Origin of the sequence: Citrobacter sp. Cu231 (assembly GCF_030332265.1) — a bacterium.
In the GTDB taxonomy this organism is placed as follows: domain Bacteria; phylum Pseudomonadota; class Gammaproteobacteria; order Enterobacterales; family Enterobacteriaceae; genus Citrobacter; species Citrobacter meridianamericanus.
In genome coordinates, this window is sequence record NZ_JAOWIE010000032.1 from 328453 (window position 1) to 352356 (window position 23904).

Annotated in this window: 20 protein-coding genes; 16 read left to right on the forward strand and 4 right to left on the reverse strand. The window is 53.0% G+C overall.

Features of this window, described 5'->3' with window-relative positions; genetic code table 11:
* Positions 1-50 precede the first annotated feature (50 nt).
* Positions 51-1883 carry an SLC13 family permease gene (locus OGY15_RS08105; protein ID WP_151219929.1) on the forward strand — a complete coding sequence of 611 codons (1833 nt, stop codon included), beginning with the start codon at positions 51-53 and terminating at the stop codon, positions 1881-1883.
* Between the two features lie 55 nt (positions 1884-1938).
* Here OGY15_RS08105 and yfbR read toward each other — a convergent pair whose 3' ends face one another.
* Entirely contained in the window at positions 1939-2538 is a 600-nt protein-coding gene (gene yfbR, locus OGY15_RS08110) for a 5'-deoxynucleotidase (protein WP_151219928.1), read from the reverse strand.
* An 84-nt stretch (positions 2539-2622) separates the two neighbouring features.
* Positions 2623-3840 carry an alanine transaminase AlaA gene (alaA, locus tag OGY15_RS08115; RefSeq protein ID WP_005129483.1) on the reverse strand — a complete coding sequence of 406 codons (1218 nt, stop codon included), beginning with the start codon at positions 3838-3840 and terminating at the stop codon, positions 2623-2625.
* A gap of 928 nt (positions 3841-4768) precedes the next feature.
* On the opposite strand from alaA, the gene lrhA reads away from it, so the two are divergent.
* The 14 genes from lrhA to nuoN all read left to right on the forward strand — a co-directional run bounded on the left by lrhA (position 4769) and on the right by nuoN (position 21292).
* Complete coding sequence (gene lrhA / locus OGY15_RS08120; protein ID WP_151219927.1) at positions 4769-5707, forward strand: transcriptional regulator LrhA; 939 nt, start codon at positions 4769-4771, stop codon at positions 5705-5707.
* Between the two features lie 626 nt (positions 5708-6333).
* Positions 6334-6777 (forward strand): NADH-quinone oxidoreductase subunit NuoA, encoded by a 444-nt coding sequence (gene nuoA, locus OGY15_RS08125; protein ID WP_003028077.1) that lies wholly within the window; start codon positions 6334-6336, stop codon positions 6775-6777.
* Positions 6778-6792: 15 nt separating this feature from the next.
* Positions 6793-7455 carry an NADH-quinone oxidoreductase subunit NuoB gene (nuoB, locus tag OGY15_RS08130; RefSeq protein WP_003028075.1) on the forward strand — a complete coding sequence of 221 codons (663 nt, stop codon included), beginning with the start codon at positions 6793-6795 and terminating at the stop codon, positions 7453-7455.
* Between the two features lie 85 nt (positions 7456-7540).
* Positions 7541-9343: an NADH-quinone oxidoreductase subunit C/D gene (gene nuoC / locus OGY15_RS08135; protein WP_151219925.1), complete on the forward strand. Its 1803-nt coding sequence runs from the start codon at positions 7541-7543 to the stop codon at positions 9341-9343.
* 2 nt (positions 9344-9345) lie between these two features.
* Positions 9346-9846, forward strand: a complete 501-nt coding sequence (gene nuoE, locus OGY15_RS08140; protein WP_003028069.1) for an NADH-quinone oxidoreductase subunit NuoE — start codon at positions 9346-9348, stop codon at positions 9844-9846.
* A complete protein-coding gene (gene nuoF, locus OGY15_RS08145) occupies positions 9843-11180 on the forward strand; it encodes an NADH-quinone oxidoreductase subunit NuoF (protein WP_187253461.1) in 1338 nt (445 codons plus the stop codon). Before nuoE ends, nuoF begins: the two co-directional genes overlap by 4 nt.
* Before the next feature lie 81 nt (positions 11181-11261).
* The gene (gene nuoG / locus OGY15_RS08150) at positions 11262-13988 is read left to right on the forward strand and encodes an NADH-quinone oxidoreductase subunit NuoG (protein WP_278237778.1); all 2727 of its coding nucleotides are present in this window, start codon (positions 11262-11264) and stop codon (positions 13986-13988) included.
* On the forward strand, positions 13985-14962 hold the full coding sequence (gene nuoH, locus OGY15_RS08155) for an NADH-quinone oxidoreductase subunit NuoH (RefSeq protein ID WP_003028063.1): 978 nt from the start codon (positions 13985-13987) through the stop codon (positions 14960-14962). The genes nuoG and nuoH overlap by 4 nt, the downstream gene beginning before the upstream one ends.
* 14 nt (positions 14963-14976) lie before the next feature.
* Positions 14977-15519 carry an NADH-quinone oxidoreductase subunit NuoI gene (nuoI, locus tag OGY15_RS08160; RefSeq protein WP_003028062.1) on the forward strand — a complete coding sequence of 181 codons (543 nt, stop codon included), beginning with the start codon at positions 14977-14979 and terminating at the stop codon, positions 15517-15519.
* A gap of 11 nt (positions 15520-15530) precedes the next feature.
* Positions 15531-16085: an NADH-quinone oxidoreductase subunit J gene (gene nuoJ / locus OGY15_RS08165; protein WP_003028059.1), complete on the forward strand. Its 555-nt coding sequence runs from the start codon at positions 15531-15533 to the stop codon at positions 16083-16085.
* Positions 16082-16384, forward strand: a complete 303-nt coding sequence (gene nuoK, locus OGY15_RS08170) for an NADH-quinone oxidoreductase subunit NuoK (RefSeq protein ID WP_000612644.1) — start codon at positions 16082-16084, stop codon at positions 16382-16384. Before nuoJ ends, nuoK begins: the two co-directional genes overlap by 4 nt.
* Positions 16381-18222, forward strand: coding sequence for an NADH-quinone oxidoreductase subunit L (gene nuoL, locus OGY15_RS08175; RefSeq protein ID WP_210904534.1), 1842 nt, complete (start codon positions 16381-16383; stop codon positions 18220-18222). Before nuoK ends, nuoL begins: the two co-directional genes overlap by 4 nt.
* 76 nt (positions 18223-18298) lie before the next feature.
* Positions 18299-19828 (forward strand): NADH-quinone oxidoreductase subunit M, encoded by a 1530-nt coding sequence (gene nuoM, locus OGY15_RS08180; protein ID WP_003027692.1) that lies wholly within the window; start codon positions 18299-18301, stop codon positions 19826-19828.
* Positions 19829-19834: 6 nt separating this feature from the next.
* A complete protein-coding gene (gene nuoN, locus OGY15_RS08185) occupies positions 19835-21292 on the forward strand; it encodes an NADH-quinone oxidoreductase subunit NuoN (RefSeq protein WP_048211072.1) in 1458 nt (485 codons plus the stop codon).
* A 59-nt stretch (positions 21293-21351) separates the two neighbouring features.
* On the opposite strand, the gene OGY15_RS08190 is transcribed toward nuoN, so the two are convergent.
* Both OGY15_RS08190 and rbn read right to left on the reverse strand, forming a co-directional pair.
* Positions 21352-22356, reverse strand: a complete 1005-nt coding sequence (locus tag OGY15_RS08190; RefSeq protein ID WP_151219921.1) for a chemotaxis protein — start codon at positions 22354-22356, stop codon at positions 21352-21354.
* Positions 22357-22420: 64 nt separating this feature from the next.
* Positions 22421-23338 carry a ribonuclease BN gene (gene rbn / locus OGY15_RS08195; RefSeq protein WP_187258667.1) on the reverse strand — a complete coding sequence of 306 codons (918 nt, stop codon included), beginning with the start codon at positions 23336-23338 and terminating at the stop codon, positions 22421-22423.
* 67 nt (positions 23339-23405) lie between these two features.
* On the opposite strand from rbn, the gene OGY15_RS08200 reads away from it, so the two are divergent.
* Complete coding sequence (locus tag OGY15_RS08200; RefSeq protein ID WP_187253459.1) at positions 23406-23867, forward strand: GNAT family N-acetyltransferase; 462 nt, start codon at positions 23406-23408, stop codon at positions 23865-23867.
* Positions 23868-23904: the final 37 nt, after the last annotated feature.

The window sequence follows — 23904 nt, forward strand, 5'->3', positions numbered from 1 at the left end:
CTTTTTTATGGCAGAATCGACTCATCCCTCTCATTTAACAAGGATATGTTGTGAACGGTGAATTGATATGGGTTCTCTCATTGCTGGCGATTGCCGTCGTTTTGTTTGCAACTGGCAGAGTGCGTATGGACGCGATCGCTTTGCTGGTCATTATTGCCTTTGTTCTGAGTGGAACATTGAGCATCACAGAAGCTTTTTCCGGATTCAGCGATCCTAACGTTATTTTGATAGCGGCTTTATTCATTATCGGCGACGGCCTGGTGCGTACCGGGGTGGCGACGGTAATGGGAGCCTGGCTGGTGAAAGTGGCCGGCAGCAGCGAAGTCAAAATGCTGGTGTTGTTGATGATTACCGTTGCCGGGCTTGGAGCATTTATGAGCTCCACCGGCGTAGTCGCCATCTTTATTCCGGTGGTGTTAAGCGTTTCCATGCGCATGGAAATTTCCCCTTCACGCCTGATGATGCCGCTGAGCTTTGCCGGATTAATAAGCGGCATGATGACGCTGGTGGCGACGCCGCCCAACCTGGTCGTAAACAGTGAACTGTTACGTGAAGGACTCAACGGTTTCAGTTTTTTTAGCGTTACCCCACTGGGGCTGGTTGTTCTGGTACTCGGCATAATTTATATGCTGCTGATGCGCTTTATGCTCAAGGGGGAAGATTCCGGGCCGTCGGGAGACGGCTGGAAGCGTCGGACGTTTCGCGATCTGATTAAAGAATATCGCCTGACCGGGCGCGCGCGTCGCCTGGCGATTCGCCCAGGTTCTCCGATGATCGGCCAGCGTCTGGACGACCTGAAGCTGCGTGAGCGCTACGGGGCAAACGTGATTGGCGTTGAACGCTGGCGGCGTTTTCGTCGTGTGATCGTTGACGTAAACGGGGTTTCTGAGTTTCGCGCCCGTGACGTATTGCTGATTGATATGTCTGCGGCCGATGTCGACTTGCGTGAATTTTGCAGTGAACAGTTTTTGGAGCCGATGGTGCTGCGCGGTGAATACTTCTCCGAGCAGGCGCTTGATGTGGGAATGGCAGAAATTTCGCTGATCCCTGAATCGGAATTGATTGGCAAAACGGTACGAGAAATTGCTTTTCGTACACGTTACGGCCTGAATGTCGTTGGGCTGAAACGTGATGGTGCTGCATTGGCCGGCGCGGTGGTGGATGAGCCGCTGCTAATGGGCGACATCATATTAGTGGTGGGCAACTGGAAACTCATTACTCTTCTGGGCCAAAAAGGGCGCGATTTTGTGGTGCTGAATATGCCCGCGGAAGTCAGTGAAGCTTCTCCGGCGCACAGCCAGGCGCCGCATGCGATTTTCTGCCTGGTGCTGATGGTCGCTCTGATGCTCACTGATGAAATTCCCAATACGGTTGCTGCGATCATTGCTTGTCTGCTGATGGGGAAATTTCGCTGTATCGATGCCGAAAGTGCCTACAAGGCGATTCACTGGCCAAGTATTATTTTGATCGTCGGGATGATGCCTTTCGCGCTGGCTTTACAAAAAACCGGCGGCGTCGATTTGGTAGTGAAAGGCCTGATGGATGTCGGCGGTGGATATGGCCCATACATGATGCTGGGCTGCCTGTTCGTGCTGTGTGCAACCATCGGGTTATTTATCTCCAATACCGCGACCGCGGTGTTGATGGCGCCGATTGCGTTAGCGGCGGCGAAGTCGATGGGGGTTTCACCATATCCTTTCGCGATGGCGATTGCGATGGCAGCTTCCGCAGCCTTTATGACGCCGGTGTCTTCACCGGTTAACACGCTCGTGCTGGGACCGGGCAACTACAGCTTTAGCGACTTCGTGAAGATCGGCGTACCGTTTACCATCATTGTAATGGCGGTGTGTGTGGTGATGATCCCGATGCTGTTTCCGTTTTAATGCTTCCCCGGCGACGTTGCCTGTGTAGGCCGGATAAGGCAACGTCGCCGCAAACTTACAATGGTGAATCCTGGCTGATTTCATCTAATGAAAGATGAAAACTCGGGACAAATACATCCATAAAGTAGTCCATCTCCTCACTGCGTCGCGACTCCAGCGTTTTTTCCAGCCGTGTTTTGGCCAGCAGAAATTCGTTGTTACCGGCGGAGAGTTCTTCCAGACACTTCAGGTATGCGCACAGGGCGTCAGCCTGCTTGACGATCGATTTTTCATCTTCGCTGTATGCGTGTTCGTCAATTAACGGGGCAAAAATATCGCGCAGCTCATCGGGAACCATATCGACCAGCTTTTGCTGGGCAATTTTCTCTATCGCTTTATATTCCTGAGCAATCTGCGAGTTGAAATATTTCACCGGGGTAGGGAGATCGCCGGTCAGCACCTCTGATGCATCGTGATACATCGCCAGCAGGGCAATACGCTCAGCATTAACCTGACCACCAAATTTGCGGTTTTTGATCGCGGCCAGCGCATGAGCAACCATGGCAACTTGCAGGCTGTGTTCAGACACGTTTTCGGTGCGCACATTGCGCATTAGCGGCCAGCGGTTAATGAGCTTCAGACGGGAGAGGTGGGCAAAAAAATGGCTCTGCTTCATAACGACCCTTACTCAGTGACTTCAGTAAAGGTATTTTGCGCAGAGAGTGCTACCGGATGCAAATCTCGGTAGCACTCTCTGTTATTACAGCTGGTGATATCCTGACAAGAAACGCTCAAATTTACTCAGCGACATCTCAATATCGTCAATACGCGGCAGTGTGACGATACGGAAATGATCCGGCCACGGCCAGTTGAACGCCGTCCCCTGAACCAGCAGTACTTTTTCCTGTAACAGGAAGTCCAGCACCATCTTCTGGTCGTCATGAATATTGAAGCGCTTAGCGTCGATTTTCGGGAACATATACAGCGCACCGCGCGGTTTCACACAGGAGACGCCGGGAATGTCATTGAGCAGTTCCCAGGCACGGTTGCGTTGTTCATACAGACGACCGCCAGGCATAATAAATTCGCTGATGCTCTGGTATCCTCCCAGCGCGGTCTGAATGGCATGTTGCGCAGGGACGTTGGCACACAGACGCATTGAAGCCAGCATTTCAAGGCCTTCGATATAGCCTTTGGCATGTTTCTTCGGTCCGTTAAGCACCATCCAGCCCTGACGGAACCCCGCAACGCGGTAGGTTTTTGACAGACCGTTGAAGGTGATGGTCAGCAGGTCCGGAGCCATAGCGGCGATGGAGTGATGTTCTGCGTCGTCGTAGAGAATTTTGTCGTAAATCTCATCTGCAAAGATGATGAGGTTGTTCTGGCGAGCAATCTCAACAATCTCCATCAGCAGCTCTTTAGAATAAACAGCACCGGTTGGGTTGTTTGGGTTGATTATGACGATCCCACGTGTACGCGGCGTAATTTTGGCGCGGATATCATCCAGATCCGGGAACCAATCTGACGATTCGTCACACAGATAGTGTACGGCATTACCGCCGGAGAGCGATACCGCCGCCGTCCACAGCGGATAATCAGGAGCAGGAACCAGCATTTCGTCCCCACTGTTCAACAGAGCCTGCATGGCCTGCACAATCAATTCAGAAACGCCGTTACCGATATAAATATCTTCCACGGTGACATCACGCATCCCACGAGCCTGGTAATGCTGCATGATCGCTTTGCGGGCAGAATAAAGGCCTTTTGAATCGCAATACCCTTGCGCAGTTGGCAAATTGCGGATCACATCCACCAGAATTTCATCTGGCGCTTCAAACCCGAATGGTGCGGGGTTGCCGATGTTCAGTTTCAGAACTTTATTACCTTCTTCTTCCAGACGCTTTGCTTCCTTCAGAACCGGGCCGCGAATGTCATAACAGACGTTTTCTAATTTGCTGGATTTTTCAATGGGGGACATGAACGTTGACCTTTTTAGCTGTGAATGCCACTCCCTGCCGTGGAAGTCAGCCAGCACAATGTACTCCCACACCGGTAAGTTTTGAAGGGTCTCCAGGAGAAGATTTTGAAAAGCATCGGGGGTGTAATTAACTTTTAACGACTAAATAATGAAGTTATTGTGGAGTGATAATCTGTATCTTGTTGTTGTTATGGTTTTATGTTTTGCTTTGGTGGTGATGGTGTGGTCGTTTGTCTGGTCAAAAAAAGTTGATGCTGTAAAACAATAGGTAGTCGATATCTAAACTGTCTGACGTAATTCGAAAATACTGAGGTTTTGTCTCAGAATTCTGTTATCGGTGTGATCCCGACGTGATGCGGTGTGAACTCATTGTTAAGCATAATTAATGAATTGAGAGGTTCTTAATTAATTATTATTTAATATTTAAACAGTATCAAATTGAATGGGATAATAATACGAAAACCGCTGTTCTGACATGGCACCAATTTGCCCGGAATTATTCGCGATAACACTTATAAATATAGTGGTTTTAGGTTAAGATAACTCCCATCAAATGGTGTGTAGTAAGATTTTTAAGATAATTCAAATGTTTGTTGGTTGTTTCTAACATACTGAAAAATTTGTTTTTAATGTGTAAATTATTGTTCGTTAACCATTTTTTATATTTACAAAATTTACATGTTTCCCATTAGCCTGAATCATCCGGCAGCTAAAAATACGATTCTTTCTCGTTGCTATATTCCGAATGAATATCACGGGTATTAAAATAGCTCAGAAAGAGCATTGTTTCGTTTGTTTAACCAAATACATCCTTATTTTCACTTGGTTACACTAAGCGAAACCGCAAGGGAGGCACATTACAAATGGAGTTGTTTGATTCTAAATGCACAGCATTAACCCGGTATGACCCGCGAGTAAGTGAAAAACTATGATAAATGCAAATCGTCCGATCATTAACCTCGACCTCGATCTGCTGAGAACCTTTGTTGCTGTTGCCGATCTGAATACCTTCGCGGCTGCGGCAGCTGCGGTATGTCGAACTCAGTCTGCGGTGAGTCAGCAAATGCAGCGTCTTGAACAGCTCGTGGGGAAAGAGTTGTTCGCGCGCCATGGACGCAACAAATTGCTGACTGAACATGGTATCCAGCTATTGGGTTACGCCAGAAAAATACTGCGTTTTAATGATGAGGCATGCTCATCATTAATGTTTAACAATCTTCAGGGAGTGTTAACTATCGGTGCTTCTGATGAATCCGCCGATACCATACTGCCTTTTCTGCTTAACCGTATAAGTTCGGTTTATCCGAAGCTTGCGCTTGATGTGAGAGTCAAACGTAACGCTTATATGGTGGATATGCTGAAGTCGCAGGAAGTGGACCTGGTGGTGACCACCAATCGTCCAGGAGATTTTGAGTGCCTGAATCTACGCACCTCCCCGACGCACTGGTACTGCGCAGCTGAATATATCCTGCAAAAAGGTGAGCCGGTACCGTTGGTTTTGCTTGACGATCCGAGCCCGTTTCGCGATATCGTGTTGGCAACATTGAATGCTGCGCAGATCCCGTGGCGTTTGGCTTATGTTGCTTCTACGTTGCCTGCAGTTCGTGCGGCGGTAAAAGCAGGGCTCGGTGTTACTGCGCGGCCTGTTGAAATGATGAGTCCGGATCTACGTGTACTGGGTGTAGCGGACGGATTACCGCCATTGCCTGACACTGAGTATCTGTTATGCAGCGACCCGAGCGTGCAAAATGAGTTAGCAGACGTTATTTTTAAATCGATGCAAACATATCAAAATCCTTGGCAATACAATCAGTTTACCCCTGAAGGGGGAGATGACTCGATGATTGTTGAAGGCGACTTTGAGTAATGCGTCACAAAAAAACAGTTTAAAATGTAAGTGTGAAAAAGAGCCACTGATGATGAAAAAACATCCAGTGGCTCTTTTTATATGCAAATATTGCCGATTTAGGTCATTTGCTATACTAAAACTTAACAAAATCAGCGAGTAAAAAAACAGCCTGATGGGAGGGTGAAAAATAAACAACCGCGTTACTAATTGTTTCTATGTTAAAAAACTAGAGAAATTGTTGCTGTTTTTTATGGTGAATTAACAAAAGCGTGTCACAGATCAAGAAAATACTCCCATTTAGGGGGAGGCATCTGTGTGAATTCCTGTCAAAATAGACGGGTATCATTTTTTTACTTCACTACGGACACGATTCAACAACATTAAAAATGACCGATGATACGATCTAAATGGGTCTAAAGAGCACTTTATGTTAATGAAGTTGGAGTAGTGTAAAATAATGTGAGGAAACTTTTGTTAAAGTTGACAAAAGGTTATAGAAAGGAGTAAAAAACCCTATCAATTAGCTGTCTAAAATGATTTTTCACAGTGATTGTAAGGTTTTTTTTATTCCTCCCCATGAATCGATGTGGCGTTCATCTGCCGAAAAGAGCAGAGAATTTGGCGCTACTTTTGATGAGTAAGCAATGAGTATGTCAACATCCACTGAAATCATCGCTCATCACTGGGCATTCGCTATCTTTCTTATTGTTGCCATTGGCCTGTGCTGCCTGATGCTCGTCGGCGGCTGGTTTTTAGGTGGTCGCGCGCGCGCGAGATCTAAAAACGTGCCGTTTGAATCAGGTATCGACTCGGTCGGCACCGCCCGCTTGCGCCTGTCTGCCAAGTTTTATCTGGTAGCCATGTTCTTCGTTATCTTCGACGTTGAAGCGCTGTATCTGTTCGCATGGTCAACTTCTATCCGTGAAAGCGGCTGGATTGGCTTTGTGGAAGCTGCAATTTTTATTTTTGTGTTACTGGCAGGTCTGGTTTATCTGGTGCGTATTGGCGCGCTGGACTGGACGCCCGCGCGTTCACGCCGCGAGCGTATGAACCCGGAAACGAACAGTATCGCTAATCGTCAACGCTAACCGCGAGGCATTAAGATGGATTATACGCTCACCCGCATAGATCCTAACGGTGAGAACGACCGTTACCCCCTGCAAAAACAGGAGATCGTAACCGACCCCCTGGAGCAGGAAGTTAACAAAAACGTGTTCATGGGCAAGCTGCATGACATGGTTAACTGGGGCCGTAAAAACTCAATTTGGCCATATAACTTTGGCCTTTCCTGCTGCTACGTTGAGATGGTGACCTCGTTTACCGCCGTGCACGATGTGGCCCGTTTTGGTGCTGAAGTTTTGCGTGCATCGCCGCGTCAGGCTGACCTGATGGTCGTAGCCGGAACCTGCTTTACCAAAATGGCGCCAGTAATTCAGCGTCTCTATGATCAGATGCTGGAACCTAAATGGGTTATTTCCATGGGCGCCTGCGCTAACTCTGGCGGTATGTACGACATCTATTCTGTGGTGCAGGGCGTTGATAAATTCATTCCGGTCGATGTGTACATCCCGGGATGCCCGCCGCGCCCGGAAGCGTATATGCAGGCTCTGATGCTGTTGCAAGATTCCATTGGCAAAGAACGCCGCCCGCTCTCTTGGGTGGTTGGCGATCAGGGCGTTTATCGCGCCAATATGCAGTCAGAACGCGAGCGTAAACGCGGCGAACGTATTGCTGTAACGAATCTTCGTACACCAGACGAGATTTAATTTGCGCCTGTCGGCAGCAGCACTTCCTTCGCTTACCACTACATAAATAGCGCGAAGCACTGCCGACCACCACGGACCATTTGCAATGGTGAACAATATGACCGACTTAACCGCGCAAGACGCCGTATGGCAAACACGGGATCACCTTGATGACCCGGTCATTGGCGAACTGCGCAACCGTTTTGGGCCGGATGCCTTTACCGTTCAGGCGACTCGCACCGGGGTACCCGTTGTTTGGGTCAAGCGTGAACAATTACTGGAAGTTGGCGATTTCTTAAAGAGACTGCCGAAACCTTACGTCATGCTGTTTGACTTACACGGCATGGACGAACGTCTGCGTACGCACCGCGAAGGGTTACCCGCCGCGGATTTTTCTGTTTTCTATCACCTGATCTCCATTGAACGCAATCGCGATATCATGCTCAAGGTGGCTTTGTCTGAAAACGATCTGCGCGTACCGACTTTCACCAAACTATTCCCGAATGCCAACTGGTATGAGCGTGAAACCTGGGAAATGTTTGGCATCGACATCGAAGGTCACCCGCACCTGACGCGTCTGCTGATGCCACATACCTGGGAAGGTCATCCGCTGCGTAAAGACTACCCGGCGCGTGCGACCGAATTCGATCCGTTTGAGCTGACTAAAGCCAAACAGGATCTGGAAATGGAAGCGCTGACCTTCAAACCAGAAGACTGGGGCATGAAGCGTAGCACCGAAAACGAGGACTTCATGTTCCTCAACCTCGGTCCTAACCACCCGTCTTCTCACGGTGCGTTCCGTATTGTGCTGCAGCTTGATGGCGAAGAAATCGTCGACTGCGTACCTGACATCGGCTACCACCACCGTGGTGCTGAAAAGATGGGCGAACGTCAGTCCTGGCACAGTTACATCCCGTACACCGACCGTATTGAGTACCTCGGCGGCTGCGTTAACGAAATGCCGTACGTGCTGGCGGTTGAGAAACTGGCGGGCATTACCGTACCGGATCGCGTGAACGTGATTCGCGTTATGCTTTCCGAACTGTTCCGCATAAACAGCCACCTGCTGTACATCTCCACGTTCATTCAGGACGTCGGCGCAATGACTCCGGTATTCTTCGCCTTTACCGACCGTCAGAAAATCTACGACGTAGTGGAAGCGATCACCGGTTTCCGTATGCACCCGGCCTGGTTCCGTATCGGTGGCGTAGCACACGATCTGCCGCGCGGGTGGGACAAACTGCTGCGTGACTTCCTCGACTGGATGCCAAAACGTCTGGATTCTTACGAGAAAGCCGCACTGCGCAACACCATCCTGAAAGGCCGTTCTCAGGGTGTTGCCGCATACGGTAAAAAAGAAGCGCTGGACTGGGGTTGTACCGGTGCTGCGCTGCGTGCGACTGGTATTGATTTCGACGTGCGTAAATCACGTCCGTACTCTGGTTATGAGAACTTTGACTTTGAAGTTCCGGTTGGCGGCGGCGTGTCCGACTGCTATACCCGCGTGATGCTGAAAGTTGAAGAGCTCCGCCAGAGTCTGCGCATCCTTGAGCAGTGCCTCAACAACATGCCGGAAGGCCCGTTTAAAGCGGATCATCCGCTGACCACGCCGCCGCCGAAAGAGCGCACGCTGCAACATATCGAAACCCTGATCACCCACTTCCTGCAGGTTTCGTGGGGACCGGTTATGCCGGCAAACGAGTCCTTCCAGATGGTGGAAGCGACCAAGGGTATCAACAGTTACTACCTGACCAGCGATGGCAGCACCATGAGTTATCGTACCCGTATCCGTACCCCGAGCTATGCGCACCTGCAGCAGATCCCGGTAGCGGTACGTGGCAGCCTGGTGTCCGACCTGATCGTCCATCTGGGTAGTATCGATTTTGTTATGTCAGATGTGGACCGCTAATTATGCACGAGAATCAACAACCACAAACCGAGGCTTTTGAGCTGAGTGCGGCTGAGCGTGAAGCGATTGAGCACGAGAAGCACCACTACGAAGACCCGCGTGCGGCGTCCATTGAAGCGCTGAAAATCGTTCAGAAGCAGCGTGGCTGGGTGCCGGATGGGGCGATCTATGCGATCGCTGATGTGCTGGGTATCCCGGCCAGCGACGTAGAAGGTGTTGCCACGTTCTACAGCCAGATCTTCCGCCAGCCGGTCGGTCGCCACGTGATCCGCTATTGCGACAGCGTCGTGTGCCATATCAATGGTTACCAGGGGATCCAGGCTGCGCTTGAGAAAAAACTCAACATCAAGCCGGGGCAGACGACCTTTGACGGTCGTTTTACGCTGCTGCCAACCTGTTGCCTGGGGAACTGCGACAAGGGGCCGAACATGATGATCGATGAAGATACTCATGCTCACCTGACCCCGGAAGGCATTCCCGAACTGCTGGAGCGGTATAAATGAAAAACATTATCCGTACTCCCGAAACGCATCCGCTGACCTGGCGTCTGCGTGATGACAAACAGCCGGTATGGCTGGACGAATACCGTAGCAAAAATGGCTACGAAGGTGCGCGTAAGGCCCTGACCGGGCTGTCACCGGATGAAATCGTTAATCAGGTAAAAGACGCTGGCCTGAAAGGGCGTGGCGGCGCGGGCTTTTCCACCGGTCTGAAGTGGAGCCTGATGCCGAAAGACGAATCCATGAACATCCGTTACCTGCTGTGTAACGCCGATGAAATGGAGCCGGGCACCTATAAAGACCGCCTGTTGATGGAACAGCTACCGCACTTGCTGGTGGAAGGCATGCTGATCTCCGCGTTTGCGCTGAAAGCGTACCGCGGTTACATCTTCCTGCGCGGGGAATATATCGAAGCGGCCGTGCATCTGCGCCGCGCGATTGCTGAAGCGACCGAAGCCGGTCTGCTTGGCAAAAACATTATGGGCACTGGCTTCGATTTCGAACTGTTTGTGCACACCGGGGCAGGGCGTTACATCTGTGGTGAAGAAACCGCGCTGATTAACTCCCTCGAAGGTCGTCGTGCTAACCCGCGTTCCAAGCCGCCGTTCCCGGCAAGCTCTGGTGCATGGGGTAAACCGACCTGCGTTAACAACGTCGAAACCCTGTGTAACGTACCGGCTATCCTCGCAAACGGCGTGGAGTGGTACCAGAACATTTCGAAGAGCAAAGATGCTGGCACCAAGCTGATGGGCTTCTCTGGTCGCGTGAAGAATCCGGGACTGTGGGAGCTGCCGTTCGGCACTACCGCGCGTGAGATCCTCGAAGATTACGCGGGCGGTATGCGCGATGGCCTGAAGTTCAAAGCCTGGCAGCCTGGCGGTGCGGGGACTGACTTCCTGACTGAAGCACACCTCGACCTGCCGATGGAATTCGAAAGCATCGGTAAAGCGGGTAGCCGTCTGGGTACTGCGCTGGCGATGGCCGTCGACCACGAGATTGGTATGGTTGGGCTGGTGCGTAACCTGGAAGAGTTCTTTGCCCGCGAGTCCTGTGGCTGGTGTACGCCGTGCCGTGATGGTCTGCCGTGGAGTGTGAAAATTCTGCGCGCGCTGGAGCGTGGCGAAGGCCAGCCTGGGGATATCGAGACACTTGAGCAACTGTGTCGTTTCCTCGGCCCGGGTAAAACCTTCTGTGCACACGCACCGGGGGCGGTGGAACCGCTACAGAGCGCCATTAAATATTTCCGCGAAGAATTCGAAGCTGGCATCAAGCAGACCTTCAGCAATACCCACGCTATTGGTGGTATTCAGCCGAACCTGCTGAAAGAGCGCTGGTGATTACAGGCTTACCCCTGCATCGCGATAAGTAATTCGATTAACGCTTAGTCTCTGACTAAGCCAACTGGAAGCATGCTGACTATGGCTACGATTCATGTAGACGGCAAAGAATATGAGGTCAACGGAGCGGACAACCTGCTGGAAGCTTGTCTATCTCTTGGCCTTGATATTCCGTACTTTTGCTGGCACCCGGCGCTGGGAAGCGTCGGTGCTTGCCGCCAGTGTGCGGTGAAGCAATATCAGAACGCGGAAGATACGCGTGGTCGCCTGGTGATGTCTTGTATGACACCTGCCACCGAAGGCACCTTTATTTCAATTGATGACGAAGAAGCGAAGCAGTTTCGCGAAAGCGTCGTCGAGTGGTTGATGACCAACCACCCGCACGACTGCCCGGTCTGCGAAGAGGGCGGTAATTGCCACCTTCAGGATATGACCGTCATGACTGGTCATAGCTTCCGTCGTTACCGCTTCACGAAGCGTACACACCGCAACCAGGATTTGGGGCCGTTCATCTCTCACGAAATGAACCGCTGCATCGCCTGCTATCGCTGCGTGCGTTACTACAAAGATTATGCTGATGGCACGGATCTGGGCGTGTATGGCGCACATGACAACGTCTACTTTGGTCGTCCGGAAGACGGTACGCTTGAAAGCGAATTCTCCGGTAACCTGGTAGAAATTTGCCCGACCGGCGTGTTTACCGACAAAACGCACTCCGAGCGTTATAACCGTAAATGGGATATGCAGTTTGCGCCGAGCATCTGCCAGCAGTGTTCCATTGGTTGTAACACCAGCCCGGGTGAGCGTTATGGCGAACTGCGCCGTATCGAAAACCGCTACAACGGTACCGTTAACCACTACTTCCTCTGTGACCGTGGTCGTTTCGGTTATGGTTACGTGAACCTGAAAGACCGTCCGCGTCAGCCAGTACAGCGCCGTGGCGATGACCTGATCACCCTCAACGCCGAACAGGCGATGCAGGGCGCGGCTGACATTCTGCGTCAGTCGAATAAAGTGATCGGTATCGGCTCTCCGCGCGCCAGTGTTGAGAGTAACTTCGCGCTGCGTGAGCTGGTCGGTGCGGATAACTTCTATACCGGTATTGCTCAGGGTGAGCTGGAGCGTCTGCAACTGGCACTGAGCGTGCTGCGTGACGGCGGCATTCATACGCCGGCACTGCGCGAAATCGAGTCTTACGATGCAGTCCTGGTGCTGGGTGAAGATGTGACCCAGACTGGTGCGCGCGTTGCGCTGGCGGTGCGTCAGGCGGTGAAAGGGAAAGCTCGCGAAATGGCGGCGGCACAAAAAGTGGCTGACTGGCAGATCGCGGCCATCCTTAACATCGGCCAGCGCGCCAAGCACCCGCTGTTCGTTACCAACGTCGATAACACCCGTCTGGACGACATCGCGGCATGGACCTACCGTGCGCCGGTTGAAGATCAGGCGCGTTTAGGTTTCGCTATCGCCCACGCGCTGGATAACAACGCTCCGGCGGTTGACGGTATCGACCGTGACCTGCAGAACAAAATTGACGTTATCGTTCAGGCATTGGCCGGGGCGAAGAAACCACTGATTATTTCCGGTACCAACGCAGGTAGCGCCGAAGTGATTCAGGCTGCAGCCAACGTGGCGAAGGCGCTGAAAGGCCGTGGCGCAGACGTCGGCATCACCATGATTGCTCGCTCGGTTAACAGCATGGGCCTCGGCATGATGGGGGGTGGTTCTCTTGACGATGCGCTGACCGAGCTGGAAACAGGTCGCGCTGACGCCGTTGTGGTGCTGGAAAATGACCTGCATCGCCATGCTTCAGCCGCCCGCGTTGATGCCGCGCTGGCGAAAGCGCCGCTGGTACTGGTTGTTGACCATCAGCGCACCGCGATTATGGAAAACGCCCATCTGGTGCTTTCCGCCGCAAGCTTCGCCGAAAGCGATGGTACGGTGATTAACAACGAAGGCCGCGCCCAGCGCTTCTTCCAGGTTTATGACCCATCCTACTACGACAGCAACACCGTAATGCTGGAAAGCTGGCGCTGGCTGCACTCGCTGCACAGCACCGTGCAGAGCCGTGAAGTGGACTGGACGCAGCTCGACCACGTTATCGACGCGGTCGTTGAGAAGTTGCCGCAACTGGCGGGTATTAAAGATGCCGCACCGGACGCAAGCTTCCGTATCCGTGGACAGAAACTGGCGCGTGAACCGCACCGCTACAGTGGGCGTACCGCAATGCGCGCCAACATCAGCGTACACGAACCGCGTCAGCCGCAGGACAAAGACACCATGTTCGCTTTCTCTATGGAAGGGAACAACCAGCCGTCTGCGCCGCGTTCACAAATTCCGTTTGCCTGGGCTCCAGGCTGGAACTCCCCACAGGCGTGGAACAAGTTCCAGGATGAAGTGGGCGGTAAACTGCGCCATGGCGATCCGGGTGTGCGTCTGATCGAAGCTTCCGCGGGGAGTATGGATTATTTCACGACCGTTCCGGCGAGCTTCCAGGCTCAGGAAGGTCAGTGGCGTATCGCGCCTTACTATCACCTGTTTGGTAGTGACGAAATGTCCCAGCGTGCGCCGGTCTTCCAGACCCGTATGCCGCAGCCGTACATTAAACTCAACCCGGCAGATGCCGCGAAGTTAGGTGTCAATGCCGGTACGCGCGTTTCTTTCAGCTACGATGGTATTACGGTCACGCTGCCGGTTGAAATCGCTGAAGGATTAACGGCAGGGCAGGTTGGTTTGCCGATGGGTATGCCGGGCATCGCACCAGTTCTGGCAGGTGCGCGTCTTGAGGATCTGCAGGAGGCACAACAATGAGTTGGATTACACCCGATCTGATTGAGATCCTGCTGAGCATTCTCAAAGCTGTGGTGATCCTGCTGGTGGTGGTCACCTGCGGGGCATTCATGAGCTTTGGCGAACGTCGTCTGCTGGGTCTGTTCCAGAACCGTTACGGACCGAACCGTGTTGGCTGGGGTGGTTCGCTCCAGCTGGTTGCGGACATGATCAAGATGTTCTTTAAAGAAGACTGGATCCCGAAATTCTCGGATCGCGTCATCTTTACCCTGGCTCCGATGATCGCTTTCACTTCGCTGCTGCTGGCCTTCGCCATTGTGCCGGTGAGTCCGAACTGGGTGGTTGCCGACCTGAACATCGGGATCCTGTTCTTCCTGATGATGGCAGGCCTCGCGGTATACGCGGTGCTGTTCGCCGGTTGGTCGAGCAACAACAAATACTCGCTGCTCGGTGCGATGCGTGCGTCTGCGCAGACGCTGAGCTACGAAGTGTTTCTCGGACTTTCCCTGATGGGCGTGGTGGCACAGGCCGGTTCATTTAACATGACCGACATTGTCAACAACCAGGCTGATATCTGGAACGTAATTCCGCAGTTCTTTGGTTTTGTCACCTTTGCCATCGCGGGTGTGGCGGTGTGTCACCGTCACCCGTTTGACCAGCCAGAAGCCGAGCAGGAACTGGCAGATGGTTACCACATTGAATATTCCGGTATGAAATTCGGTCTGTTCTTCGTGGGTGAGTACATCGGTATTGTCACCATTTCTGCGTTGATGGTTACCCTGTTCTTCGGTGGCTGGCATGGCCCGTTCTTACCGCCATTCGTCTGGTTCGCGCTGAAAACCGCGTTCTTCATGATGATGTTCATTTTGATTCGTGCGTCGTTACCGCGTCCTCGTTATGACCAGGTAATGTCCTTCGGCTGGAAAGTTTGTCTGCCGCTGACGCTCGTCAACTTGCTGGTAACGGCGGCTGTCATTCTCTGGCAGGCGCAATAAGGGACACAAAGACCATGACCTTAAAAGAATTGTTCGTAGGTTTCGGCACCCAGGTACGCAGTATCTGGATGATCGGCCTGCATGCGTTCGCGAAACGCGAAACGCAGATGTACCCGGAAGAGCCGGTCTATCTACCGCCCCGTTTCCGTGGCCGTATCGTTCTGACCCGTGACCCAGACGGTGAAGAGCGTTGCGTTGCCTGTAACCTGTGTGCGGTAGCGTGTCCGGTAGGCTGTATTTCTTTGCAAAAAGCAGAGACCAAAGATGGCCGCTGGTATCCGGAGTTTTTCCGCATTAACTTCTCACGCTGCATATTCTGCGGCCTGTGTGAAGAAGCCTGTCCGACAACGGCTATTCAGCTGACTCCAGATTTCGAGCTGGGTGAGTACAAGCGCCAGGACCTGGTTTACGAGAAAGAGGATCTGCTGATCTCCGGTCCGGGCAAATACCCGGAATATAACTTCTACCGGATGGCAGGTATGGCAATCGACGGCAAAGATAAGGGCGAAGCTGAGAACGAAGCCAAGCCTATCGACGTCAAGAGCCTGTTACCGTAAGGAGAGGGGCAATGGAGTTCGCTTTTTATATCTGTGGCCTGATAGCCATTCTCGCAACCTTGCGGGTGATCACCCACACCAATCCGGTACACGCACTGCTGTATCTGATTATTTCGCTGCTGGCGATTTCTGGGGTGTTCTTCTCGTTAGGCGCTTACTTCGCGGGTGCGTTGGAAATTATCGTCTACGCGGGCGCCATCATGGTGCTGTTCGTATTCGTGGTAATGATGCTCAACCTCGGTGGTTCTGAAATTGAACAGGAACGCCAGTGGCTGAAACCTCAAGTGTGGATTGGACCAGCGATTCTGTCGGCCATCATGCTGGTGGTCATTGTTTACGCCATTCTGGGCGTTAACGATCAGGGCATCGACGGGACGCCAATTAGCGCGAAGGCAGTCGGGATTTCCCTGTTCGGACCGTATGTACTGGCGGTCGAACTGGCTTCGATGCTGCTGCTGGCGGGTCTGGTTGTGGCCTTCCACGTGGGGCGCGAAGAGCGTTCAGGTGAAGTGCTGAGCAATCGCACCGATGACCGCGCGAAAAGAAAAACGGAGGAGCACGCATGATCCCCTTACAACATGGACTGATCCTCGCTGCGATTTTATTCGTCCTGGGTTTGACCGGTCTGGTTATCCGCCGCAATCTGCTGTTTATGCTGATCGGGTTGGAAATCATGATTAACGCCTCCGCGCTGGCCTTTGTGGTCGCCGGAAGCTACTGGGGCCAGACCGATGGTCAGGTGATGTACATTCTCGCCATCAGCCTTGCGGCTGCGGAAGCGAGCATTGGACTTGCGCTGTTGCTGCAACTTCATCGCCGTCGCCAGAACCTGAACATTGATTCAGTAAGTGAGATGCGTGGATGAACATGCTTGCCTTAACCATTATTCTGCCATTTATTGGCTTTGTATTACTGGCGTTCTCTCGCGGTCGTTGGTCAGAAAATCTCTCCGCGACTGTGGGCGTTGGGTCGATTGGCCTGGCGGCGCTGGTCACTGCGTTTGTTGGCGTTGATTTCTTTGCTAATGGCCAGCAGGTCTACAGCCAGCCGCTGTGGACGTGGATGTCGGTCGGTGATTTCAACATCGGTTTTAACCTGGTGCTGGACGGTCTGTCGCTGACCATGCTTTCGGTGGTAACCGGCGTCGGCTTCCTGATCCACATGTTCGCCTCCTGGTATATGCGCGGGGAAGAGGGGTACTCCCGTTTCTTCGCCTACACCAACCTGTTTATCGCCAGCATGGTGGTACTGGTACTGGCGGATAACCTGCTGCTGATGTACCTGGGCTGGGAAGGTGTGGGCCTGTGCTCTTACTTACTGATCGGTTTCTATTACTCCGATCCGAAGAATGGCGCAGCGGCTATGAAAGCCTTCGTGGTGACCCGTGTCGGTGACGTGTTCCTCGCCTTCGCGCTGTTCATTCTCTACAACGAGCTGGGTACGCTTAACTTCCGCGAGATGGTGGAGCTGGCACCTGCGCACTTTGCAGACGGCAACAACATGCTGATGTGGGCGACCCTGATGCTGCTGGGCGGTGCGGTCGGTAAATCTGCGCAGCTGCCGTTGCAAACATGGCTGGCCGACGCGATGGCGGGTCCAACGCCTGTCTCCGCGCTGATCCACGCCGCAACGATGGTTACCGCTGGTGTCTACCTGATTGCACGTACGCACGGCCTGTTCCTGATGACCCCGGAAATCCTGCATCTGGTGGGGATTATCGGTGCTATCACGCTGGTGCTGGCGGGTTTTGCTGCGCTGGTACAGACCGACATCAAACGCGTTCTCGCTTACTCCACCATGAGCCAGATTGGCTACATGTTCCTGGCGCTTGGGGTTCAGGCATGGGATGCGGCGATTTTCCACCTGATGACGCACGCCTTCTTTAAAGCGCTGCTGTTCCTGGCATCCGGCTCGGTTATTCTGGCCTGCCACCACGAACAGAACATCTTCAAGATGGGCGGCCTGCGTAAGTCTATTCCGCTGGTGTACGCCTGCTTCCTGGTCGGTGGCGCGGCGCTTTCGGCTCTACCGCTGATTACCGCAGGCTTCTTTAGTAAGGATGAGATTCTGGCCGGTGCGATGGCGAACGGTCATATCAATCTGATGGTGGCAGGTCTGGTCGGTGCGTTCATGACCTCTCTGTATACCTTCCGTATGATTTTCATCGTGTTCCACGGAAAAGAACAAATTCACGCTCACGCCGGGAAGGGGATTACCCATCATCTGCCGCTGATTGTGCTGATGATCCTGTCCACCTTCGTTGGCGCGCTGATTGTGCCGCCGCTTCATGGTGTACTGCCTGCGACGACCGAGCTTGAGCATGGGCGCGTTATGACGCTGGAAATTACCTCCGGTATCGTCGCGATTGCGGGCATCCTGATCGCAGCATGGCTGTGGCTGGGTAAACGCACGCTGGTGACGTCGATTGCCAACAGTGCGCCGGGCCGTTTGCTGGGTACCTGGTGGTATAACGCCTGGGGCTTCGACTGGCTGTACGACAAAGTGTTCGTCAAGCCGTTCCTTGGCGTGGCATGGCTGCTGAAACGCGATCCGCTGAACTCAATGATGAACATTCCGGCGATCCTGTCTCGCTTTGCAGGTAAAGGCCTGCTGCTCAGCGAGAACGGCTATCTGCGTTGGTATGTGGCATCAATGAGCATCGGCGCCGTTGTTGTGCTGGCACTGTTGATGGTACTGCGTTGATCGTAAAGTGAATTTTATCCAAATTCGTTGAAAATCAGGCCTCTGTTAGGGGCCTTAAAAAGGAATAAAAATCGCCATGTTACTACCCTGGCTAATATTGATTCCCTTTATCGGTGGCTTCCTGTGCTGGCAGACCGAACGCTTTGGCGTGAAGGTGCCGCGCTGGATCGCGCTGATTACCATGGGACTGACGCTGGCGCTTGGCCTGCAACTGTGGTTGCAGGGCGGCTATTCACTGACGCAATCCGCTGGCATTCCGCAGTGGCAGTCTGAGTTTGTCCTGCCGTGGATCCCACGTTTTGGCATCTCTATTCATCTTGCTATCGACGGTTTGTCGTTGCTGATGGTGGTGCTAACCGGTCTGCTCGGTGTTCTGGCGGTACTTTGCTCCTGGAATGAAATCGAAAAATATCAGGGCTTCTTCCACCTGAACCTGATGTGGATCTTAGGCGGCGTAATCGGCGTATTCCTTGCCATCGACATGTTCCTGTTCTTCTTCTTCTGGGAAATGATGTTGGTGCCGATGTACTTCCTGATCGCGCTGTGGGGGCATAAAGCCTCTGACGGTAAAACGCGTATCACGGCGGCAACCAAGTTCTTCATTTATACCCAGGCGAGTGGTCTGGTGATGTTGATTGCCATCCTGGCGCTGGTGTTTGTGCACTACAAAGCGACTGGCGTGTGGACCTTCAACTATGAAGAGCTGCTGAACACCCCTATGTCCCACGGCGTGGAATATCTGTTGATGCTGGGCTTCTTCATCGCCTTCGCGGTGAAAATGCCGGTAGTTCCGTTGCACGGTTGGTTGCCGGATGCGCACTCCCAGGCACCGACCGCAGGTTCTGTTGACCTGGCGGGGATTCTGCTGAAAACCGCGGCCTACGGTCTGCTGCGCTTCTCTCTGCCGCTGTTCCCGAACGCGTCGGCGGAGTTTGCGCCTATCGCCATGTGGCTGGGCGTTATCGGTATCTTCTACGGCGCGTGGATGGCCTTTAATCAGTACGATATCAAACGTCTGATTGCCTACACTTCCGTATCGCACATGGGCTTCGTGCTGATTGCTATCTACACCGGCAGCCAGCTGGCGTACCAGGGGGCGGTTATTCAGATGATTGCGCATGGTCTGTCCGCAGCCGGCCTGTTCATCCTGTGTGGTCAACTGTACGAACGTCTGCACACGCGTGATATGCGTATGATGGGCGGCCTGTGGGGCAAAATGAAATGGTTGCCTGCGCTGTCAATGTTCTTCGCAGTGTGTACGCTGGGTATGCCGGGTACAGGTAACTTCGTTGGCGAATTTATGATTCTTTTCGGCAGCTACCAGGTGGTTCCGGTTATTACCGTGATCTCAACCTTTGGTCTGGTGTTTGCCTCCGTTTACTCGCTGGCGATGCTGCATCGCGCTTACTTCGGTAAGGCGAAGAGCCAGATTGCCAGTGTTGAACTGCCAGGGATGTCGCTGCGTGAGCTGTTTATCATCCTGTTGCTGGTCGTGCTTCTGGTACTGCTTGGCTTCTATCCGCAGCCGATTCTGGATACCTCGCATTCTGCGATGAGCAACATCCAGCAGTGGTTTGTTAATTCCGTTACTACTACAAGGCCGTAAATCGCCATGACAATAACTCCACAACACCTGATTGCGCTGCTACCGCTGCTGATCGTCGGCTTGACGGTGGTGGTTGTGATGCTCTCCATTGCGTGGCGACGCAATCACTTCCTCAATGCCACGTTATCGGTCATTGGGCTTAACGCCGCGCTGGTTTCGCTCTGGTTTGTTGGCCAGGCGGGCGCCATGGACGTCACCCCGCTGATGCGGGTTGACGGTTTCGCCATGCTCTACACCGGGTTGGTGCTGTTGGCGAGTCTTGCCACCTGTACCTTCGCTTACCCGTGGCTGGAAGGCTACGACGACAACCGGGAAGAGTTCTACCTGCTGGTACTGATTGCGGCGCTCGGCGGTATTCTGCTGGCTAACGCTAACCATCTGGCGGCGCTGTTCCTTGGTATTGAGCTTATTTCTCTGCCGCTGTTTGGTCTGGTTGGCTATGCGTTCCGTCAGAAACGTTCGCTGGAAGCCAGTATCAAATACACCATTCTGTCTGCCGCAGCCTCTTCCTTCCTGTTGTTCGGTATGGCGCTGGTGTACGCGCAGTCTGGCAATCTGTCGTTTGTCGCGCTCGGTAAGAGCCTCGGCGATGGCATGCTGAGCGAACCGCTGCTGCTGGCGGGCTTCGGTCTGATGATTGTTGGCCTCGGTTTCAAACTTTCGCTGGTTCCGTTCCATCTGTGGACGCCAGACGTCTACCAGGGCGCTCCGGCTCCGGTTTCCACCTTCCTGGCGACGGCGAGCAAAATCGCTATCTTCGGCGTGGTAATGCGTTTGTTCCTGTACGCACCGGTCGGTGATAGCGAAGCGGTACGTATCGTTCTGGGCGTGATTGCCTTTGCTTCCATCATCTTTGGTAACCTGATGGCGCTGAGTCAGACCAATATCAAACGTCTGCTTGGTTACTCTTCTATCTCTCACCTCGGTTATCTGTTAGTGGCGCTGATTGCCCTGCAGAGCGGCGAGATGTCGATGGAAGCCGTTGGCGTTTATCTGGCCGGTTACCTGTTCAGCAGCCTCGGTGCGTTCGGTGTGGTCAGCCTGATGTCCAGCCCGTATCGTGGTCCGGATGCCGATTCTCTGTTCTCCTACCGTGGCCTGTTCTGGCATCGTCCGATCCTCGCAGCAGTGATGACGGTGATGATGCTTTCTCTGGCAGGTATCCCGATGACGCTGGGCTTTATCGGTAAGTTCTACGTACTGGCGGTCGGTGTGCAGGCTAACCTGTGGTGGCTGGTTGCTGCCGTGGTTGTCGGTTCCGCGATTGGTTTGTACTACTACCTGCGCGTTGCCGTAAGCCTGTATCTGAGCGCACCACAGCAGTTGAACCGCGATGCGCCATCCAACTGGCAGTACAGCGCGGGCGGTATTGTGGTGCTGATTTCTGCCCTGCTGGTACTGGTGCTGGGTATCTACCCGCAACCGCTGATCAGCATCGTGCAGTTAGCGGCTCCGCTGATGTAAGGCTACATGCAATAACGAAAAAACCCGCCTTGGCGGGTTTTTTTATGCGTGAAAAATATTTAATTCAAAAGCTGTCTGCTCACCAACGGTCCCTCAAGATTGTGTGCCGCGCGATCCATCACTTCCTGGATTACTGAAGAAAGCTCATTGACTTCGAATTTGGCCACGTAGCCATCGGCTTTCACTCGGCGGACGTGATCTTCATTAGCGCTACCGGAAAGCGAGGAGTGAATAACGACAGGGATCTTCTTCAGGCGTTCGTCGGTTTTTATCTTACGGGTAAGCGTAAAACCATCCATCTCCGGCATTTCCAGATCGGTGAGCACCAGAGCAATTTTCTCGCTAATTGGCTTGCCTTCTGCTTCCGCTTCTTCAGTTAGCTGCTGAATTTTTTCCCACGCATCCTGGCCCGTCACATGCATCAGGTGTGGGATCTCCATGGCGTTAAGCCCTTTCTCCAGCATCGCGCGAGCCACTTTTGAGTCATCTGCCACTATCGCCACCGCACCCGGCGTAATGTTGAACTTATTGGTTTTCAGCTCTGTTGCGCGCAGATCGTGGTTCGATGGTACGATGTCGTACAGGATTTGCTCAACATCGAGTACCAGCGCCAGGTTGTTGGTTTCTTTATTGTCGTCCAAGCAGGCGATACTGGTAATGTAGCGACCATTGACGGCTTTCTCGGCGGTATGCACCTGTTGCCAGTCCAGACGCATGATGTTTTCCACTGACTCCACCGCAAACGCCTGGACGCTACGGGCATATTCCGTGATCAACAGAATGTTGAGTCCGGTCTCTGGCTTACAGCCTGCGACGGCAGGCAGGTCAATCACCGGGATGACCTGATCGCGAATATTAACCATCCCCAAAAGTGGCGCCTTCATGCCTGCCGGACGCGTAAAGGTTGGCATCGGTACGATTTCACGCAGTTTGAATACGTTGATGCCAAACAGCTCTGATTTCTGCTCCTCAACGGATTTGCCAAGGCGAAACAGCAGCAGTTCAAAACGGTTAGACAGGGTTAGGTTTGTCCTGTCATCAATATCTTTCTGGAAATTGTTCATCCTGTCCTCAGTGTGAAAGCCAGCCTTTCCACTGTTATCGGCACTGAGGCGGAAAAATGGAGCACTAAACGGTGAAAATGGCGAAATCGTGAGCCAGTTCCGTGTCTGGAAAAATCGCTTTGCACTCTTCAAGCAAACGCTGACAGCCTTTTTCATCATAGCGTGAGCTAACGTGGGTCATGATCAGGCGTCCCACTCCGGCTTCCAAAGCCAGCTGTGCGGCTTGTCGAGTCGAACTGTGCCCACGGCTGTTGGCTTTTTCCTCCATTGAGGCGTCCAGGGTGGTTTCATGCACCATTACATCCACACCTCGCGCCAGGGCAATGGCGGATGCGCAAGGTCCGGTATCGCCGAAAATAGCCACGGATTTTCCTCGGGTTGCCGGGGAGAGGAAATCGGTACCGTTAATTGTGCGACCATCTTCCAGTACGATGGTTTTCCCGGCTTTCAAATCCTGAAACCACGGGCCCGATTTAACGCCTGCCGCCTTCAGGGCGCTGGCATTAAGCGCACCGGGTTTGTCGTGTTCTTCAACACGAAAACCGTAACACTCCAGAGGATGCTCCAGGGGATACGCCGTGACTTTACGCAGGCCGTCATCGACAATCTCACCTGCGGTGATTTCCACAATTTCCAGCGGATAATCGGTCCAGGAGCCGCTCAGACGTAAAACGGTTTCGGTAAACTCCCGCAACCCTTTGGGTCCGTAGAGCGTTAGCGGTTGGACGTTCCCAGCCATTGAACGACTGCACAGCAGCCCCGGTAAACCAAACAAGTGATCGCCGTGCAGATGGCTGATAAAAATACGATCGAGTTTTCCCGGATTAAATGGCGTGGTGAGCATTTGATGCTGCGTACCTTCACCACAATCGAAAAGCCACAGCCCCGCCTGTGTCGGGTGTTGCAGATTCAGTAAAATTGCCGTTACATTGCGTGAGCGCGTGGGGACTCCCGCAGACGTGCCTAAAAATAGTAATTCCATTTTCGCGTTACACTTTTCGCCATCAATAAGGCAGGGTGTTCAGGTTATCACAACAAAGGGGCAGACGATGATTCACTGGCAAGATCTCCACCATGCAAAGCTGAATACACAGCAGTTGTACGCGATTCTCCAGCTTCGCTGTGCGGTGTTTGTTGTTGAGCAACAGTGTCCATACCAGGATGTGGATGGTGATGACCTGATGGGGGAGAATCGGCACATTTTGGGTTGGCATAACGATGAGCTGGTGGCGTATGCGAGGATTCTGAAAAGCGATGACGAGCTGGAGCCGGTGGTGATTGGACGGGTGATTGTAAGCGAAGCGCTGCGTGGTGAAAAACTGGGGCAACAACTGATGACTCAGACGCTGGCATCCTGTACGCAACACTGGCCGCACATGGCGCTGTATCTGGGGGCGCAGGCGCATTTGCAATCTTTCTATGCGCGCTTTGGCTTTGTTCCGGTGACGGATGTCTATGACGAAGACGGTATTCCACACATTGGTATGGCGCGGGAAGCGCATCGCGCGTAAACAGGCGCAAATACGTCTGATTGTCTATAGTTAGCGG

What these genes read in the sequence shown, in the direction of transcription:
- nuoC (WP_151219925.1), top strand. Translation starts at nt 7,541, where the DNA reads ATGGTGAACAATATGACCGACTTAACCGCGCAAGACGCCGTATGGCAA.
- nuoM (WP_003027692.1), top strand. Translation starts at nt 18,299, where the DNA reads ATGTTACTACCCTGGCTAATATTGATTCCCTTTATCGGTGGCTTCCTG.
- nuoJ (WP_003028059.1), top strand. Translation starts at nt 15,531, where the DNA reads ATGGAGTTCGCTTTTTATATCTGTGGCCTGATAGCCATTCTCGCAACC.
- nuoF (WP_187253461.1), top strand. Translation starts at nt 9,843, where the DNA reads ATGAAAAACATTATCCGTACTCCCGAAACGCATCCGCTGACCTGGCGT.
- alaA (WP_005129483.1), bottom strand. Translation starts at nt 3,840, where the DNA reads ATGTCCCCCATTGAAAAATCCAGCAAATTAGAAAACGTCTGTTATGAC.
- rbn (WP_187258667.1), bottom strand. Translation starts at nt 23,338, where the DNA reads ATGGAATTACTATTTTTAGGCACGTCTGCGGGAGTCCCCACGCGCTCA.
- lrhA (WP_151219927.1), top strand. Translation starts at nt 4,769, where the DNA reads ATGATAAATGCAAATCGTCCGATCATTAACCTCGACCTCGATCTGCTG.
- nuoE (WP_003028069.1), top strand. Translation starts at nt 9,346, where the DNA reads ATGCACGAGAATCAACAACCACAAACCGAGGCTTTTGAGCTGAGTGCG.
- nuoA (WP_003028077.1), top strand. Translation starts at nt 6,334, where the DNA reads ATGAGTATGTCAACATCCACTGAAATCATCGCTCATCACTGGGCATTC.
- nuoK (WP_000612644.1), top strand. Translation starts at nt 16,082, where the DNA reads ATGATCCCCTTACAACATGGACTGATCCTCGCTGCGATTTTATTCGTC.
- nuoL (WP_210904534.1), top strand. Translation starts at nt 16,381, where the DNA reads ATGAACATGCTTGCCTTAACCATTATTCTGCCATTTATTGGCTTTGTA.
- OGY15_RS08190 (WP_151219921.1), bottom strand. Translation starts at nt 22,356, where the DNA reads ATGAACAATTTCCAGAAAGATATTGATGACAGGACAAACCTAACCCTG.
- nuoI (WP_003028062.1), top strand. Translation starts at nt 14,977, where the DNA reads ATGACCTTAAAAGAATTGTTCGTAGGTTTCGGCACCCAGGTACGCAGT.
- yfbR (WP_151219928.1), bottom strand. Translation starts at nt 2,538, where the DNA reads ATGAAGCAGAGCCATTTTTTTGCCCACCTCTCCCGTCTGAAGCTCATT.
- nuoH (WP_003028063.1), top strand. Translation starts at nt 13,985, where the DNA reads ATGAGTTGGATTACACCCGATCTGATTGAGATCCTGCTGAGCATTCTC.
- nuoB (WP_003028075.1), top strand. Translation starts at nt 6,793, where the DNA reads ATGGATTATACGCTCACCCGCATAGATCCTAACGGTGAGAACGACCGT.
- nuoN (WP_048211072.1), top strand. Translation starts at nt 19,835, where the DNA reads ATGACAATAACTCCACAACACCTGATTGCGCTGCTACCGCTGCTGATC.
- nuoG (WP_278237778.1), top strand. Translation starts at nt 11,262, where the DNA reads ATGGCTACGATTCATGTAGACGGCAAAGAATATGAGGTCAACGGAGCG.
- OGY15_RS08200 (WP_187253459.1), top strand. Translation starts at nt 23,406, where the DNA reads ATGATTCACTGGCAAGATCTCCACCATGCAAAGCTGAATACACAGCAG.